Below are 15,402 nucleotides of genomic sequence, written 5' to 3' on the forward strand. Positions count from 1 at the left end.
GATTTAGTGCGTGGCAGTGACTGCCACGCATGCCGAACGGCCAGGCATCAGCACAGCCTGGCCTGCGCATCTTCCATGAGTTTCGCCAGCTCGCGCGGCACCGCCTGCGCCAGGAAATCGAGCGCCAGCTGTTCCGGATCGATGGCCGCGTCCAGCGGCAAGCCATGCTCGAAGCCGCCCACCATGATGCGGCAGAAATGCGGCGATTCCACCCGCGTTTCCACATACCAGCAGCCCGCATGGCCTTGCACGAAGTATTCGCCGATAAAGTAGCCGAGCATGGTTTTCACCCACTGCCAGCTCTCGTCGCGGATGACGATGGTGCGCATGGCCGCGTCGATATACGGCAGGTATTCAGCCGCGTTCGTCAACACTTCGTGCGCCGGCTGGATACCCAGGCGCTCGACAAAATTCACCAGCGAGGCGCCCAGCGCGTCATAGTAGGCATCAAAAGCCGTTTGGCTTTGCTGCAATAATTGTTCTTGTTCGTTCGACAGCATTCACACTCCACAGACATTCAACAATCCCGCCCATTTTCGAGAAATTGCGCGGCTCAGACTATCCCGTATTTTACGCCACGCTCACGTCCACCCCGGCCCGCTGCAGCAAGGTCTCATTGCGGGCGGACAGATGCGTCACCTGCAGATGCTTGCCGGCCTTGTCATAGCGCTCATACAGGGATTCGATGGCGGCGATGGCCGAGTGATCGGCCATGTGCAGGTGCCGGCAGTCGAGGATGACGCGGGCTGGATCCGACGCTGACTGGAACAGCTCCTGGAAATGCGTGGTGGAAGCAAAAAACAGGGTGCCGTGCGGCAGGTAGACGCGCATGCCAGGGCTGCTGTCATCGATGTCGGCACGCATTTCGCGCGCATGTTGCCAGGCAAAATTCAAGGCGGCGATGACGATGCCGCACAGCACAGCCATCGCCAGGTCCGTCAACACCGTGATCACCGTCACGGCAACGATCACCAGCGCATCCTGCAACGGCACCTTGCCCAGCACGCGCAAGGAACCCCAGGCAAACGTCTGCTGCGCCACGACGAACATCACGCCCACCAGGGCAGCCAGCGGGATGCGCTCGATCAGCGGTGACAGGAACAGGATGAACAGTAAAATCATCACGCCGGCCGTCACGCCCGACAGGCGCGAGCGACCGCCCGAGCTCAGGTTGATCATGCTCTGCCCGATCATGGCGCAGCCGCCCATGCCGCCAAACAGGCCCGAAACGATGTTCGAAGCACCGAGCGCGATGCATTCGCGGTTCGGCTGTCCCCGCGTTTCTGTTATCTCATCTGTGAGATTAAAGGTGAGCAAAGTTTCCAGCAAACCCACCATGGCCATCAGCGCCGCATACGGGAAGATGATGCGCAAAGTGTCCATATCCAGCGGCACGGCAGGGAAATTCAGGGCCGGCAAGCCGCCGGCGATATGCGCGAGGTCGCCCAGGGTGCGCGTGGGCAAGTGCAAGACATGGCTGAGCACGCCCACTCCCAGGATGGCCACCAACGCCGGCGGCACGGCCTTCGTGACGCGCGGCAGCACGTACACGATGGCCATGGTCAGGGCCACCAGCCCTCCCATCACATACAAGGGCATGCCTTGCAGCCATGCTTCGCCTTGCGCGGTGGCCTGGCGAAAGTGTTCCAGCTGGGCCATGGCGATGACGATGGCCAGGCCATTCACAAAGCCCAGCATCACCGGATATGGGACCATGCGGATCAATTTTCCAAGGCGCAAGATGCCGAACAAGGCCATCAAAATACCGCCGAGCACCACGGTGGCCAGCAGGTACTGCACACCATGTTGCGCCACCAGCGCCACGATGACGACGGCCATGGACCCGGCCGCGCCCGAAATCATGCCGGGGCGCCCGCCAAAGATGGCCGTCAGCGCGCAAATGATGAAGGCGCCATACAGGCCCATCAGGGGATTGAGCTGCGCCACCAGGGCAAAGGCGATGCATTCGGGCACCAGGGCGAAGGAGGTGGTCAAGCCCGCCAGGACGTTTTTTTGCAGGTTCGAGTACCACTCATCCCGAAAAGTTGTGTTGATCATTGCGTCGAATCCAAAGTCGGAACAGGAAAATGCCGGCCTGATGGACAATAATCAGGCACAGCCATGCCAGCAGGCGTCACAGAAAAGCTGCGCTGAGGTCGATCGGAGCAGGAAAGTCGTCAGTGACTACATCGGTATGGCGGAAAGGGGAAGTTTCATCAAGGCGCCAGGCGGCGCGGCTGAGCTTGCCGGCATTATACAAGATGCGCAGCCGGCAAAAAGATGGACAAAAAAATAGCCCACTCGAAAGTGGGCTATTTTTTTCATCTGGAGGCGAGGACGGGAATCGAACCCGTCTAAACGGCTTTGCAGGCCGCTGCATAACCTCTTTGCTACCTCGCCAGAGGAACTGCTTGGATGGGCCTTTCGGCCCACCTTGAAAACTGGAGCGGGAGAAGAGTCTCGAACTCTCGACCTCAACCTTGGCAAGGTTGCGCTCTACCAACTGAGCTACTCCCGCATTGGAGCTTGGTTACTGCCTAATCACGCTTGCTACTGCAGCGGATAAAAAAAGGAAGCCAGCTTAGCTTCCCTTTAGAATTCTGGAGCGGGAGAAGAGTCTCGAACTCTCGACCTCAACCTTGGCAAGGTTGCGCTCTACCAACTGAGCTACTCCCGCATTGGAGCTTCTATTTTCTGCTACTGCCATCTTGCTGTACTGCTGTACTGCTTCAGCTTTCGCTGGAGCGGGAGAAGAGTCTCGAACTCTCGACCTCAACCTTGGCAAGGTTGCGCTCTACCAACTGAGCTACTCCCGCATACGAACCGCTATTTTACTGCTTTTTACTACCGTTTACCAGTGCTGTTTTACTGCTGATCCAGCATTCACTGGAGCGGGAGAAGAGTCTCGAACTCTCGACCTCAACCTTGGCAAGGTTGCGCTCTACCAACTGAGCTACTCCCGCAGTGGACAACATTGTATCAGAAGCTCTACTACATCACCAGTACTACTTTTTACTGCATCTGCTGTTTTTACCTATGACACGATCCAGAAAACTGGAGCGGGAGAAGAGTCTCGAACTCTCGACCTCAACCTTGGCAAGGTTGCGCTCTACCAACTGAGCTACTCCCGCGTCATCAACAACAGGCCAGCATTATAGAGGGATTACAGGGGCTGTCAACGGGCAATATCTGGTCTTTTGCAAAATATTCCGAAGAAAGCCGCCAATCCCACCTTAAGGTCCGCCGAATAGCGTAGCGAGCAAGCTCAATATCGTGTTGAGTAGCGGAGCTGCACGAAGGTACAGCGAGCAACGGAGACGCGAGAGTGAGCTGCGCAGTAGCTAGGCGGAGTGGCCTTAGTGCAAATTTCCCGCTTTTTCCTTAATCAAAGGCCATGCCAGGCGCAAATAATAGAACATCGACCACACCGTCAGCACGCAGGCTATCCACAGCAGCTTCTCGCCCCACACGTGGGTGTCGATCGCGCCAAAGATCACGTCGTGATACAGCAGCAAGGGAATGGCCGTCATTTGCGCGGCCGTCTTGATCTTGCCGATCGAGCTGACGGCCACCGATTTCGATGCACCGATCTGCGCCATCCATTCGCGCAATGCGGAAATCGTGATTTCGCGGCCGATGATGATGAAGGCCAGCACGGCATTCACACGGTCCAGCTGCACCAGCACCAGCAAGGCGCCCGCCACCATCAGCTTGTCGGCTACCGGGTCGAGGAAGGCGCCAAAGGCCGAGGTCTGGTTCCAGCGTCGCGCGAGGAAACCGTCGAACCAGTCGGTCACGGCGGCAACAATGAAGACCAGGGTGGCAACCAGATTCTGGTCGCCATGCAGCAGCATCGACGGCGGCAGGTAAAACACCCCGACGACGAGCGGTATCAGGGCCACGCGCAGCCACGTCAAAAGGATGGGAATATTAAAAGGCATAAGGGTGCAATCGGCCGACGGGTAAATTGAATATGAAGAAAGTGTGAAGAAAGCGCCACTAGTCTACATGGCCCCGGGGTATTAGCCTAGTCCGCTTGCCGCAGCGCCGGACCAGGCCACCTGTCCATCAATGCAGCTGCTTGTAGATTTCTTCCGCAAGTTGCGTGGAAATCCCCTCCACCGACATCAGGTCCTCGATGCTGGCGTCGACCACGCCGCGCAAGCCGCCAAAGCGCGACAGCAGTTTCTGGCGGCGCTTGGCGCCGATACCTTCTATTTCTTCCAGGCGCGACGTCTGGCGCGTCTTGGCCCGCTTGGCGCGCATGCCGGTAATGGCGAAGCGGTGCGCCTCGTCGCGAATTTGCGCGATCAGCATCAGCGCCGCCGATTCCTTGCCCAATTCCTGCGCCGCGCGGCCATCAACAAACAGCAGGGTTTCCAGGCCCACCTTGCGCCCTTCTCCCTTGGCTACGCCGACGATCAGGCTGATATCGAGCCCCAGTTCGGCGAACACCTGGCGCGCCATTTCGATCTGTCCCTTGCCGCCGTCGATCAGCACCACGTCGGGCATCACGCCATCGCCATTCGCCACTTTCTCGTAGCGGCGCATGAGGACCTGGCGCATGGCCGCGTAGTCGTCGCCGGGGGTGATGTCGTTGATGTTGTAGCGCCGGTACTCGCCGTTCTGCATGGCGTGGTGGTGGAACACCACGCACGAGGCCTGCGTCGCCTCGCCCTGCGTGTGGCTGATGTCGAAACACTCCACGCGCAGGCTGTCGAGGTCTTCCGTTTCCAGGCGCAAGGCCTCGGCCAGCGCGCGCGTGCGCGACTGCTGCGAACCCTGCTCGGACAACAATCGCGCCAGCGAAATCTCGGCGCCCTTCTGCGCCATCTCCAGCCACTGGCGGCGCTGCCCCTGCGGCTGGAAGATCAGGTTGATACGGTGGCCACACTGCTCCATCAAGGCCACCATCAGGGCCGGCTGGTCGAATTCGATATTCAGGATCAGGGTGCCGGGGATGAATTTTTCCGTATAGTGCTGCGCCAGGAAGGCGGCGAGCACTTCCACTTCGATCGGCTCTTCGGCAATCGCCGCCGCGTCGCTGAGCTGGCTGGGGAAGTAGGCGCGGTCGCCCAGGTGGCGCCCGCCGCGCACCATGGCCAGGTTGACACAGGCGCGTCCGCCCTGCACCAGCACGGCGAGGATGTCGACATCGGCATCGCCCGTCGTTTCCATGCTTTGCTGGTGCAGCACGCGCGACAGTGAAGCGATCTGGTTGCGCACCACCACGGCCTGTTCGAATTTCAACTCGGCCGCAAACGCATGCATCTTCTTTTCCAGGTCGGCCAGCACTTCGCTCTGGCGCCCGCGCAGGAAGCGCGCCGCGTTTTCCACGTCGTTCTTGTAGTCTTCCTTGCTGATCAGGTCCACGCATGGCGCGCTGCAACGGCCGATCTGGTGCAGCAGGCAGGGCCGCGTGCGGTTGGCGTAGACGCTGTCCTCGCAGGTGCGGATCAGGAACACCTTTTGCAGGATCTGCATCGATTCCTTGACGGCCCAGGAACTGGGGAACGGCCCGAAATACTGGTTTTTCTTGTCCACCGCGCCCCGGTAATACACCATGCGCGGCGCATCGCCATTGGTGATTTTCAAATACGGATACGACTTGTCGTCGCGGAACAGGATGTTGTAGCGCGGTTGCAGCGCCTTGATCAGGTTGTTTTCCAGGATCAAGGCTTCCGCTTCGCTGTGCGTGACCGTCGTTTCCAGGCGCGCGATGCGCTCGACCATCATGGCGATGCGGGGGCTGGCCAGGTTTTTCTGGAAATAGCTGGACACGCGTTTTTTCAAGTCGCGCGCCTTGCCGACATACAGCACCTTGTCGGCGGCGTCGAAATAGCGATACACGCCGGGCAAGTTCGGCAACTTGGCAACAGTGGCCAGCACCTGCACGCGCGGGTCGGGCGGCGTTTCCGCTAAGGATGGTTCTGGGCTTGCTTCGGTCATTGCTGGCTCATTGCACACTTATAGTTACACTGCTTGCTCTACGATCACAAACGCGACCGCATATTCTTCTTCATCGCTGATCGTCACTTGCGCGCTCAGGCGGTGCTTTTCCATGAACTCTGCCAGCACGCCGCTGCAGACGATCATCGGCTTGCCGCTGGGATGGTTCAGCATCTGCGCGGCGGGCCAGGTCATCGGCATGCGCAAGCCCAGGCCGATGGCCTTGGAAAACGCCTCCTTGGCCGCGAAACGCGTGGCCAGGAAGCGTATGCCGCGCACGGCATTCTTGGCGCTGCGGGCGCGGAATTTTTCCAGTTCCTGCGGCCCCAGTATCTTTTTCGCGAAACGCTCGCCATGGCGCGCCAGGGCCGCCTCGATGCGGGGAATCTTGCAGATATCAGTGCCGATGCCGTAGATCATGCTGAGCTCCTTTGTTCGTGCGTTTAGGCTTTGCCAGCGAGGCGCGTGGCCACCATGATGGCCTTCATTTCGCGCACGGCATTTTCCCAGCCGACAAACACGGCATGCGCGACGATGGCGTGGCCGATGTTCAGTTCAGCAATGTCCGGAATGGCGGCGATGGCCTGCACATTGGTGTAATGCAAGCCGTGGCCCGCGTTGACTTTCAAGCCGCGGCCCACGCCGAACAGCACGCCCGCCTTGATGCGTTCCAGCTCCGCCAGTTGCTCGGCGCCTTGCGTATCGGCGTAGCGCCCCGTATGCAGCTCGATCACGGGCGCACCGAGCTCGGCGGCGGCGGCGATCTGCTGCTCGTCCGCATCGATGAACAGGCTCACGCGGATGCCCTCGCCTTGCAATTGCTGCACGGCCGCCTGCACTTCCTTGAAGTAGCGCACCACGTCCAGCCCCCCTTCGGTCGTCACTTCCGTGCGTTTTTCCGGCACCAGGCAGACGTCGGCAGGCTTAATGCGGCAGGCGAAATCAATCATCTCAGCCGTGACGGCCGCTTCCAGGTTCATGCGCGTGAGCAATTGCGGCGCGATGGCGATGACGTCCGCATCCTTGATGTGGCGGCGGTCTTCGCGCAAATGCAGGGTGATGGCGTCGGCGCCCGCCTGCTCGGCCAGCAGGGCCGCGCGGATCGGGTCCGGATACGCGGTGCCGCGCGCATTGCGCAAGGTAGCCACGTGATCGATATTGACGCCCAGGTCGATGACGGGGCCGGAAGGCTGCAAAAAGCTCATAGTGATGGTATCCGTAAAATGCCGTAGCGCCGCAATGAGGTAAAGAGCAGCGCTACAGCTGCATTAAATCGATCAGTATCTGGCGCGTATTCAAGGTAGCGCCACCCAGTTGATGGGCCAGCAAAAAGCGCATCAGCAGCTTGCTTTGCGCCTGCGTGGCCACGTCAAGATAATCTTCGCGCTCCATGTCGAGCAGGGTCTTGCCCGTGATCTTAGGCCAGGCGTCGGCAGCGCGCGCCGGGCGCGGCCCCCTCTCCGGGTCGACCACGTACACCTGCCCCGCATCGACGGCCTGGCGCGTGCCCGTGCAGCGCGTCAGGTCGGCCGCCACGCCCGTTTCCTTGAGCAGGGCGCGCTCGAATTTGCGCAGCACGATGGGCGGCGGCTCATTGTGCGCCAGTTGATTCAAGGTGGCAACGTAGTGGTCGAACAGGACGGGATGCGGGTCGTCGCGCGCGAGCAATTTGACCAGCAATTCGTTCAAATAAAAGCCGCACAGCAAGGCGGTCTTTTCCAGCGGCAACATGCCGCCCACCCATTCCGCGCCGGTGAGGATGCGCAGTTCGGATTTGCCAGTCCAGCCCGCTTGCAGCGGTTGAAACGTCTGCAGCACGCCGCGCAACTGCGAATGGGGCCGCTTGGCGCCCTTGGCGACGAGCGCGATGCGGCCGTACTCGCGCGTAAACACGTCGACGATGAGGCTGGTTTCTTTATGCGGATAGCTGTGCAGCACGAAGGCTGGCTGGCCCGTGATGCGGCCGTCGCGCGTGGGCGGACGGCTGCGCCGGGGCGCTGAGGGAGGTACGGCCGGCGGCACGATGGCCGCCGGCGCGGGGGCAGGTACGGAGACAGCAGGTGAAGCTGGCGCGATGTCAGGCTGCGCTGGCGTGGTGGTGCTCATGCGTGTAGCGTCGCCCCCGGGTTGCGGCTTACTCGTAGCCGTAGGCGCGCAAGCCCGCCTCGTTGTCGGCCCAGCCCGACTTGACCTTGACCCAGATTTCCAGGTACACGGGGCCGCCGAACAGCTTTTCCATATCCAGGCGGGCCTGGGTGGAAACTTCCTTCAGGCGTGCGCCCTTGTTGCCGATGATCATGGATTTGTGCGTATCGCGCTCGACCAGAATGGCGGCAAACACGCGGCGCAAATCGCCTTCCTGTTCGAATTTCTCGATCAGCACGGTGCTCGTGTACGGCAATTCGTCGCCGACAAAACGGAACAGTTTTTCGCGCACGATTTCCGAGGCGAGGAATTTTTCGCTGCGGTCGGTGATGTCGTCCGGGCCAAAGATGGGCTGGTTTTCCGGCAGGAAGCGCTTGATCTCGTTCTGCAAGCCTTCCAGCTGGAAATGCAGCTTGGCCGAGACGGGCACGATGGCGGCAAAGTCGCGCATGGCGGCAATCTTTTGCGCGAACGGCAGCAGCACGGCCTTGTCCTTCACGCGGTCGGATTTATTGATGACGAGGATGCACGGCACTTCCTTCGGCAGCAGGTCCATCACTTGCTGGTCGGCCGGGCCGAAGGTACCCGCCTCGATCACGTACAAAATCACGTCCGAGGAAATCAGCGTGTTCGTCACGGTTTTATTCAGCGTCTTGTTCAGCGCGTTCGAGTGGCGCGTCTGGAAGCCAGGCGTGTCGACATAGATGAACTGCGCGTCCGGTACCGTCTGGATGCCCGTGATGCGGTGGCGCGTGGTTTGCGCCTTGCGCGAAGTGATGCTGACCTTCGCGCCGATCAGCACGTTCATCAGGGTCGATTTGCCCACGTTGGGGCGGCCCACGATGGCGATATAGCCACAGCGGAAGTTGTCGGGCATTTTGGTGGCTGTCATGCTAGTGTCGATTCTGTTTAGTGTGAGCGGCGATCGCCGGGGCAGCCGGGGCTGCCGCGTCGTCGCTCTGGATGGTGGCAATGCCGGCCAGCTTGAGCTGGGCGGCGCGCGGTTTCGGCTTGCGGCTGGCGGCTGGCGACTTCAACAGCGCCTGCTCGGCCACTTCCAGCGCCAGTTTGGCGGCGGCTTGCTCACCGGCGCGGCGGCTTCCGCCACGGCCGTAGACCTGGATATTCAATTTCGGCACCAGGCATTCGATCTCGAATTCCTGGCTGTGGGCGGCGCCGTGGGTGGCCACCACGTTGTACTGTGGCAGCGAAATTTTCTTGCTTTGCAAAAACTCCTGCAGCAGGGTCTTGGCATCCTTGCCCAGGGTTTGCGGATCGACCGAGTCGAGGATGGGGATGTAGAAGGCGCGGATCACCGTGCTGGCGGCATCGAAGCCCGTGTCGAGGAAAATGGCGCCCAGCAAGGCTTCCAGGGTATCGGCGAGGATCGATGGACGGCGGAAGCCGCCCGACTTCAGTTCGCCTTCGCCCAGGCGCAGGAATTGCGACAATTCCAGCTTTTGCGCGATTTCATACAGCGACTGCTGCTTGACCAGGTTGGCGCGCAGGCGCGACAGGTCGCCCTCGTCGATGGACTTGAAGCGTTCATACAGGATGGAGGCGACCACGCAGTTGAGGATGGAGTCGCCGAGGAATTCCAGCCGCTCGTTATGCAAACTGCTGTGGCTACGATGCGTCAAGGCTTGCTGCAACAGGCCAGCATCCTGGAACGTATAACCTAAACGGGTTTGCAATAGCTGAAGATTCATTGTTGTTTCTGTGTCATCTGAGTAATTCGGCTGGCCGCCGCGCGGGGAATCGGCGCGGCGGCCATGGTTGGTCCATTACAGACCAGGCCGGCTTAGTGTATGCCGCCCACGCGTTTCGGATTGCTGAAGTTCATCCACACCAGGAAAGCCTTGCCGACGATATTCTCGTTCGGCACGAAGCCCCAGTAGCGGCTGTCCGCGCTATTGTCGCGGTTGTCGCCCATCATGAAATAATTGCCTTGCGGCACTACACACGTAAAACCGTCTTCGTTGTAGTTGCACGCATCCTTGTGCGGGAAATCCTTTACTTCGCGCAAGTTCAACGTAGGAGCAGGCTCGTCGTTAAGGATGCGGTGGCTCACGCCCGTCAGGTTTTCTTCCAGCTGCTTGTGGTAGACCGTGCTTTCATCGTCCAGATAGTCGTCCAGCGGAGTGTAGGCCACTTCCTTGCCATTGACCGTCAAGCGCTTGTTTTCATAGGTGATTTTATCACCGGGCACGCCGATCACGCGCTTGATATAGTCTTGCGACATATCTTTCGGGTACTTGAACACCATCACGTCGCCGCGCTGCGGATCGTTGACTTCGATGATCCGCTTATTGACGATCGGCAAACGAATGCCATAAGTAAACTTATTGACCAAGATCAGGTCGCCCACCAGCAAGGTTGGCACCATCGAGCTCGACGGAATCTTGAATGGCTCGTACAGGAACGAACGCAGGCAGAACACGAGGGCGATAACGGGGAAGAAGCTGCCCGAATACTCGACCCAGGTCGGCTGGCGCAACAGGGCCGCCTCGATGGTGGCGCGGCTGCCGCCCGCATCGGACTTGATGCCCTCGGCGGCCAGCTTGGACTGGCGCGCATCGAACTCGGCCAAGGCAAGGTCGGCCGCCTTGCGGCGCTGCTTGGACAGATAAAACACATCCAGGCACCAGACCAGGCCCGTCAACACCATCAGCACGAACAGGATTAAAGCGAAATTTCCTAAAATCACTTGCAGGTTCATTGATTAACCATCCACTTGTAAAATTGCCAGGAATGCTTCTTGCGGGATTTCCACGGAACCCACTTGCTTCATGCGTTTCTTACCCGCTTTTTGTTTTTCCAGCAATTTTTTCTTGCGGCTAATGTCGCCGCCATAGCACTTGGCCAGCACGTTCTTGCGCAAGGCTTTCACGTTCTCGCGCGAAATGATGTTCGCGCCGATGGTCGCCTGAATGGCCACGTCGAACATCTGGCGCGGGATCAGTTCGCGCATCTTGGCGGCCACCTGGCGGCCACGGTACTGGCTGTTCGAACGGTGGACGATGATGGCCAGCGCATCGACTTTTTCGCTGTTGATCAGCATGTCGACCTTGACCACGTCGGCCGCGCGGTATTCCTTGAACTCGTAATCCATCGAGGCATAGCCGCGCGACGTCGATTTCAGGCGGTCGAAGAAGTCCAGCACGATCTCGGCCATCGGCATTTCATACACGAGCTTGACCTGGCGGCCGTGGTAGCTCATGTCCATCTGGATGCCGCGCTTGCCGATACACAGGGTAATCACGGAACCCACGTATTCCTGCGGCATGTACAGATTGACCGTGACGATAGGCTCGCGCACTTCCTCGATGCGCGACGGATCGGGCATCTTCGACGGATTGTCGACGTTGATCATGGTGCCGTCGCGCTGGATTACTTCGTACACCACGGTTGGCGCCGTGGTAATCAGGTCCATGTCGAATTCGCGCTCGAGGCGTTCCTGCACGATTTCCATGTGCAGCAAGCCCAGGAAGCCGCAGCGGAAGCCGAAGCCCAGCGCCTGCGATACTTCCGGCTCGTACATCAGGGCCGCGTCGTTCAGTTTCAGCTTTTCCAGCGAATCGCGCAGCGCGTCGTACTGGTTCGCTTCCACAGGGAACAGGCCGGCAAACACTTGCGGCTGCACTTCCTTGAAGCCAGGCAATGGCGCGGCGGCAGGACGGCTGGCCAGGGTGACGGTATCGCCCACCTTAGCCGCCTTCAATTCCTTGATGCCGGCGATGATGAAGCCCACCTGGCCTGCCGACAGTTGCGGCAAGGATTGCGAACGGGGCGAAAACACGCCGATGTCTTCCACCAGCTGCACCGAATCGGTGGCCATCAGGCGGATCTTGTCTTTCGGTTTCAGGGTGCCGTTGACCACGCGCACCAGCATGACCACGCCCACATAGGCGTCATACCAGGAGTCGACGATCAGCGCCTGCAGCGGCGCATCGGGGTCGCCTTTCGGTGGCGGCACCTTGACGATCAGTTGCTCGAGCACGTCCAGCACGCCGAAGCCCGTCTTGGCCGAGCAATGCACGGCGTCGGCCGCGTCGATGCCGATCACGTCTTCGATCTCGGCAATGGCGTTCGGTGGGTCGGCGTTCGGCAAGTCGATCTTGTTCAGCACGGGCACCACTTCCACGCCCAGGTCCAGCGCCGTGTAGCAGTTCGCCACCGTTTGCGCTTCCACGCCTTGCGACGCGTCAACCACCAGCAGCGCGCCTTCGCAGGCCGACAGCGAGCGCGACACTTCATAGCTGAAGTCGACGTGGCCTGGCGTATCGATCAGGTTCAGGTTGTAGATCTGGCCATCGCGGGCCTTGTAGTGCAAGGCTGCCGTTTGCGCCTTGATCGTAATGCCGCGTTCGCGCTCCAGATCCATCGAATCGAGCACTTGCGCCTCCATCTCGCGGTCGGACAAGCCGCCGCACAATTGAATGATGCGGTCAGCCAGGGTCGATTTACCGTGGTCAATATGGGCGATGATGGAGAAGTTGCGTATGTTATTCATTAACTAATATATGTGCGAGTGACAACACTGCTTTAACAGGAATCAAGGGGATCATGTCCGGGCCAAACAGGGCCAAAACCAGGCGCCCCACTCATGATGAAAAAAGCGCTCCGAGCAGGACATCTGCATGCCCAGGCGAGCGCTTTTGAAGCGACAGAAGCTGCTGCCTCGGACAGTAGCTTTTTCGACCTCCCCATTTTACCGGATTTCAGAGTAGAAAGCCCGTCTTTCAGAGGCCGGCACAGGGCAAGCCGACATTTTCAGCTGTTTTTAGCACCAGAATGGTGCAATGCAGTGTCAATATTGATAGTTAAGCTACGCCAGGCAACGCCGCACAGCTGCCTCATCCAGAAAATAATGGCATAGCTCGGGCTGCGCCAGGTCGCCAAACAGCACCGGCACCAGTTCGTCGAAACGCGCCAGCAGCGAGGCATCGGGCGACGCATCGATGTCGATCACCTCGACGGTAAAGGGCTTTTCAGGCGGCTGCAGCAAAAGCAAGGCGTCGAGCATGTCCTGGCATAAATGGCAGTAACTGCGGGAATAGAGGGTAAAGTGCATGGGAAACTTGAATAACCGCAGGAACGGCGACTGAGGCCGGACGGGGACGCCTGGTCCCTGAGGTCCGACCCCAGCCTTTGCGGGGTGCGGGTTGAAAAGTTATTTTGCCGATGGACGCAGCGAAACGAATTGCGCCACGTCGCCACGGCGCACCAGCACGGCCGACGACTTTTTCGGATCGAGCTTGGCGACCAGGGCATTGAACTGCTTGGCGTCTTTCACGGCAACATTGTTCAACTGTAAAATCACGTCGCCAGGCTGCAGGCCAGCCAAGGCCGCCACGCCATCCGCCTCGTCCACTTGCACGCCGGCATCGATTTTCAGCTCCTGCTTCTTCGCGGCCGACACGTCGCTGACCTTCAGGCCCAGTGCATTGACGGCTTGCGCTTCCGGCTCCTTGGCGCCCTTCTTCACCGTTTTCTCGCCTTCCAGCTCGACAACGGTGACGGGAATGTCCTGCTGCGCGCCCTTGCGCCAGACGGTGACCGTGGACTTGCCGTTGACGGCCGCGCCGCCTACCAGACGTGGCAGGTCGGACGAACGCTCGATCTGGGCGCCGTTAAATTTCAAGATGATGTCGCCCGGCTTGATGCCCGCCTTGTCGGCCGGGCCACCCGGCTCCACCATCGACACTTGCGCGCCCTTGGCATTCGGCAAGCCCAGCGATTCCGCCACGTCCTTGCTCACTTCGCCGATCTGCACGCCGATACGACCGCGCACGACCTTGCCCGTCTTTTTCAGCTGCTCACCCACGCGCATGGCTTCATCGATGGGCACGGCAAAAGAAATGCCATTGTAGGCGCCGGACAAGGTGGCGATCTGCGAATTGATGCCGATCACCTCGCCGCGCATATTGATCAGCGGACCGCCCGAGTTGCCGGGATTGACGGCCACGTCGCTCTGGATCAGGGGCAGATAGTCGCCCGTATCGCGTGACTTGGCGGAAATGATGCCGGCCGTCACCGTGTTTTCCAGGTTGAACGGCGAACCGATGGCGATGACCCACTCGCCCACGCGTATCTTGTCCGAGTCGCCGATGGTCAGCCGCGGCAGATTGCCGCCCTCGATTTTCAGCAGGGCCACGTCGGTGCGCGCATCGGCACCGATCACCTTGGCCTTGAATTCGCGCTTGTCCGTCAGGGTCACGTACACCTCATCGGCGCCGTCCACCACGTGGGCATTGCTCAGCACGTAGCCATCGGCCGAGATGATGAAGCCGGAACCCACGCCGCGCTGCACTTCCTGCTCCTGCGGCACGGCGCGACGGCCGCCGCGCGGCGCCTGCTGGCGCGGCGTCGGCATGGCGCCGCCGAAGAAGCGGCGCAGGAATTCCTGCATTTCCTGTTCATCCTGGCCGCCAGCGCTGGCGCCGCCCATTTTCAGGCGCTCGGTGGTGCGGATATTCACCACGGCCGGGCCGACTGCGTCGACCAGGTCCGAGAAATCAGGCAGTTTTACAGCCGGCACAGCGGCCTGCGCCTGTGGCGCCATGCCCAGCATGGTGGGAGCAAGGAAGACGCCAGCCGTACCGAACAATAAGGCGGAAAGCGTCTTCACTGAAAACGACTTGCTGGCGGCACACATGTTTTTTTTCATGGAAAGGATCTTTTCGAGTATATAAACGGATCAAAACGCGGATCAGGCGATTGCCTACGTGCATGATTGGCCGTCATGACGGAACCTCAGGGGCAAACACACCTGATAGCGCGCATGGCAAACAATGCAACAATATATCGCAAAAGCAAGATATTGCCTGCTCATAGTGTCAATCGTACCGAAGTCCAGTGTCAAGGGGGCAAAGAGGAGGTTAAGCCTGGCATAAGATGGCGCAGCGCTAACGCTAGCGTTGCGCCAGCGGTCCCGCTTCCAGCGGTTCGGCCACGCCCGGCGGCACGATGGGGGCGGACAGCGGTGGTAGCGGCTCCGCATGGGCGGCCGGCCCATCGGGCGCCACCTCGGCGGCTAGCCGACTTGCCAGGCGCGCGTCGAATTGGGCGCTCAGTGCATGACCGTACTGCTCCGAGCGCAGCACGTCGCCGATCTGGCGATAGGCCTCCCAGGCTTGCCGTCCCGATGGCGTATCGAGGGCGGCAAAAGCCAGTTCGAGTTCGCTCGCCGCCAGCTCGCCATCGGCCAGCGCAGAAATAATCTCGTGCAATTGTGTGTGCGTATCCATGATGGGTCCTGCCATTTCAAGAGGATCAGTGCGAAAACCGGACGCAGCCATGCCAATC

The 15,402-nt window shown here is 60.1% G+C and carries 15 protein-coding genes and 6 tRNA genes; 1 reads left to right on the plus strand and 20 read right to left on the minus strand.

Annotated elements, in window-relative coordinates; translation table 11 throughout:
- Positions 1-47: 47 nt before the first annotated feature.
- Together ACQ4WY_RS05115 and ACQ4WY_RS05120 are read right to left on the minus strand one after the other, a co-directional pair.
- On the minus strand, positions 48-500 hold the full coding sequence (locus tag ACQ4WY_RS05115; protein WP_436503103.1) for a hypothetical protein: 453 nt from the start codon (positions 498-500) through the stop codon (positions 48-50).
- A gap of 70 nt (positions 501-570) precedes the next feature.
- Positions 571-2,058, minus strand: coding sequence for a SulP family inorganic anion transporter (locus ACQ4WY_RS05120; protein WP_436503104.1), 1,488 nt, complete (start codon positions 2,056-2,058; stop codon positions 571-573).
- Here ACQ4WY_RS05120 and ACQ4WY_RS05125 point away from each other — a divergent pair.
- Positions 2,048-2,296, plus strand: a complete 249-nt coding sequence (locus tag ACQ4WY_RS05125; RefSeq protein WP_436503105.1) for a hypothetical protein — start codon at positions 2,048-2,050, stop codon at positions 2,294-2,296. The genes ACQ4WY_RS05120 and ACQ4WY_RS05125 overlap by 11 nt on opposite strands.
- A gap of 30 nt (positions 2,297-2,326) precedes the next feature.
- On the opposite strand, the gene ACQ4WY_RS05130 is transcribed toward ACQ4WY_RS05125, so the two are convergent.
- The 18 genes from ACQ4WY_RS05130 to ACQ4WY_RS05215 all read right to left on the minus strand — a co-directional run bounded on the left by ACQ4WY_RS05130 (position 2,327) and on the right by ACQ4WY_RS05215 (position 15,344).
- Positions 2,327-2,400: transfer RNA gene (locus ACQ4WY_RS05130), tRNA-Cys, on the minus strand.
- 42 nt (positions 2,401-2,442) lie between these two features.
- Positions 2,443-2,518, minus strand: a tRNA-Gly gene (locus ACQ4WY_RS05135).
- Between the two features lie 83 nt (positions 2,519-2,601).
- Positions 2,602-2,677 (minus strand) — tRNA-Gly (locus ACQ4WY_RS05140).
- 63 nt (positions 2,678-2,740) lie between these two features.
- Positions 2,741-2,816 (minus strand) — tRNA-Gly (locus tag ACQ4WY_RS05145).
- Positions 2,817-2,887: 71 nt separating this feature from the next.
- Positions 2,888-2,963: transfer RNA gene (locus ACQ4WY_RS05150), tRNA-Gly, on the minus strand.
- Between the two features lie 92 nt (positions 2,964-3,055).
- A tRNA-Gly gene (locus ACQ4WY_RS05155) sits at positions 3,056-3,131 on the minus strand.
- A gap of 225 nt (positions 3,132-3,356) precedes the next feature.
- Positions 3,357-3,941, minus strand: a complete 585-nt coding sequence (gene pgsA / locus ACQ4WY_RS05160) for a CDP-diacylglycerol--glycerol-3-phosphate 3-phosphatidyltransferase (RefSeq protein WP_101481959.1) — start codon at positions 3,939-3,941, stop codon at positions 3,357-3,359.
- Between the two features lie 127 nt (positions 3,942-4,068).
- Positions 4,069-5,949, minus strand: coding sequence for an excinuclease ABC subunit UvrC (uvrC, locus tag ACQ4WY_RS05165; protein ID WP_436503106.1), 1,881 nt, complete (start codon positions 5,947-5,949; stop codon positions 4,069-4,071).
- A gap of 24 nt (positions 5,950-5,973) precedes the next feature.
- Positions 5,974-6,369 carry a holo-ACP synthase gene (gene acpS, locus ACQ4WY_RS05170; protein WP_436503107.1) on the minus strand — a complete coding sequence of 132 codons (396 nt, stop codon included), beginning with the start codon at positions 6,367-6,369 and terminating at the stop codon, positions 5,974-5,976.
- 23 nt (positions 6,370-6,392) lie between these two features.
- The gene (gene pdxJ, locus ACQ4WY_RS05175; RefSeq protein ID WP_436503108.1) at positions 6,393-7,154 is read right to left on the minus strand and encodes a pyridoxine 5'-phosphate synthase; all 762 of its coding nucleotides are present in this window, start codon (positions 7,152-7,154) and stop codon (positions 6,393-6,395) included.
- 52 nt (positions 7,155-7,206) lie between these two features.
- On the minus strand, positions 7,207-8,055 hold the full coding sequence (gene recO / locus ACQ4WY_RS05180) for a DNA repair protein RecO (RefSeq protein WP_436503109.1): 849 nt from the start codon (positions 8,053-8,055) through the stop codon (positions 7,207-7,209).
- Positions 8,056-8,083: 28 nt separating this feature from the next.
- Complete coding sequence (gene era, locus ACQ4WY_RS05185; protein WP_034749612.1) at positions 8,084-8,986, minus strand: GTPase Era; 903 nt, start codon at positions 8,984-8,986, stop codon at positions 8,084-8,086.
- A gap of 1 nt (position 8,987) precedes the next feature.
- Positions 8,988-9,803, minus strand: coding sequence for a ribonuclease III (rnc, locus tag ACQ4WY_RS05190; RefSeq protein WP_353660884.1), 816 nt, complete (start codon positions 9,801-9,803; stop codon positions 8,988-8,990).
- 92 nt (positions 9,804-9,895) lie between these two features.
- A complete protein-coding gene (gene lepB, locus ACQ4WY_RS05195) occupies positions 9,896-10,813 on the minus strand; it encodes a signal peptidase I (RefSeq protein WP_436503110.1) in 918 nt (305 codons plus the stop codon).
- A gap of 3 nt (positions 10,814-10,816) precedes the next feature.
- Entirely contained in the window at positions 10,817-12,607 is a 1,791-nt protein-coding gene (gene lepA, locus ACQ4WY_RS05200) for a translation elongation factor 4 (protein ID WP_099400486.1), read from the minus strand.
- 315 nt (positions 12,608-12,922) lie between these two features.
- Positions 12,923-13,168 carry a glutaredoxin family protein gene (locus tag ACQ4WY_RS05205; RefSeq protein ID WP_436503111.1) on the minus strand — a complete coding sequence of 82 codons (246 nt, stop codon included), beginning with the start codon at positions 13,166-13,168 and terminating at the stop codon, positions 12,923-12,925.
- A gap of 99 nt (positions 13,169-13,267) precedes the next feature.
- Complete coding sequence (locus ACQ4WY_RS05210; RefSeq protein WP_436503112.1) at positions 13,268-14,764, minus strand: DegQ family serine endoprotease; 1,497 nt, start codon at positions 14,762-14,764, stop codon at positions 13,268-13,270.
- Positions 14,765-15,008: 244 nt separating this feature from the next.
- Positions 15,009-15,344, minus strand: a complete 336-nt coding sequence (locus ACQ4WY_RS05215; protein WP_436503113.1) for a sigma-E factor negative regulatory protein — start codon at positions 15,342-15,344, stop codon at positions 15,009-15,011.
- Between the last annotated feature and the right edge of the window lie 58 nt (positions 15,345-15,402).

This window comes from Janthinobacterium salmonicoloratum, from assembly GCF_051380845.1.
Taxonomy (GTDB): domain Bacteria; phylum Pseudomonadota; class Gammaproteobacteria; order Burkholderiales; family Burkholderiaceae_D; genus Janthinobacterium; species Janthinobacterium lividum_F.

Excerpts from the sequence above, each read along its gene's own strand:
- ACQ4WY_RS05115 (WP_436503103.1), bottom strand. The coding sequence starts at position 500 with ATGCTGTCGAACGAACAAGAACAATTATTGCAGCAAAGCCAAACGGCT.
- ACQ4WY_RS05120 (WP_436503104.1), bottom strand. The coding sequence starts at position 2,058 with ATGATCAACACAACTTTTCGGGATGAGTGGTACTCGAACCTGCAAAAA.
- pgsA (WP_101481959.1), bottom strand. The coding sequence starts at position 3,941 with ATGCCTTTTAATATTCCCATCCTTTTGACGTGGCTGCGCGTGGCCCTG.
- uvrC (WP_436503106.1), bottom strand. The coding sequence starts at position 5,949 with ATGACCGAAGCAAGCCCAGAACCATCCTTAGCGGAAACGCCGCCCGAC.
- acpS (WP_436503107.1), bottom strand. The coding sequence starts at position 6,369 with ATGATCTACGGCATCGGCACTGATATCTGCAAGATTCCCCGCATCGAG.
- pdxJ (WP_436503108.1), bottom strand. The coding sequence starts at position 7,154 with ATGAGCTTTTTGCAGCCTTCCGGCCCCGTCATCGACCTGGGCGTCAAT.
- recO (WP_436503109.1), bottom strand. The coding sequence starts at position 8,055 with ATGAGCACCACCACGCCAGCGCAGCCTGACATCGCGCCAGCTTCACCT.
- era (WP_034749612.1), bottom strand. The coding sequence starts at position 8,986 with ATGACAGCCACCAAAATGCCCGACAACTTCCGCTGTGGCTATATCGCC.
- rnc (WP_353660884.1), bottom strand. The coding sequence starts at position 9,803 with ATGAATCTTCAGCTATTGCAAACCCGTTTAGGTTATACGTTCCAGGAT.
- lepB (WP_436503110.1), bottom strand. The coding sequence starts at position 10,813 with ATGAACCTGCAAGTGATTTTAGGAAATTTCGCTTTAATCCTGTTCGTG.
- lepA (WP_099400486.1), bottom strand. The coding sequence starts at position 12,607 with ATGAATAACATACGCAACTTCTCCATCATCGCCCATATTGACCACGGT.
- ACQ4WY_RS05205 (WP_436503111.1), bottom strand. The coding sequence starts at position 13,168 with ATGCACTTTACCCTCTATTCCCGCAGTTACTGCCATTTATGCCAGGAC.
- ACQ4WY_RS05210 (WP_436503112.1), bottom strand. The coding sequence starts at position 14,764 with ATGAAAAAAAACATGTGTGCCGCCAGCAAGTCGTTTTCAGTGAAGACG.
- ACQ4WY_RS05215 (WP_436503113.1), bottom strand. The coding sequence starts at position 15,344 with ATGGATACGCACACACAATTGCACGAGATTATTTCTGCGCTGGCCGAT.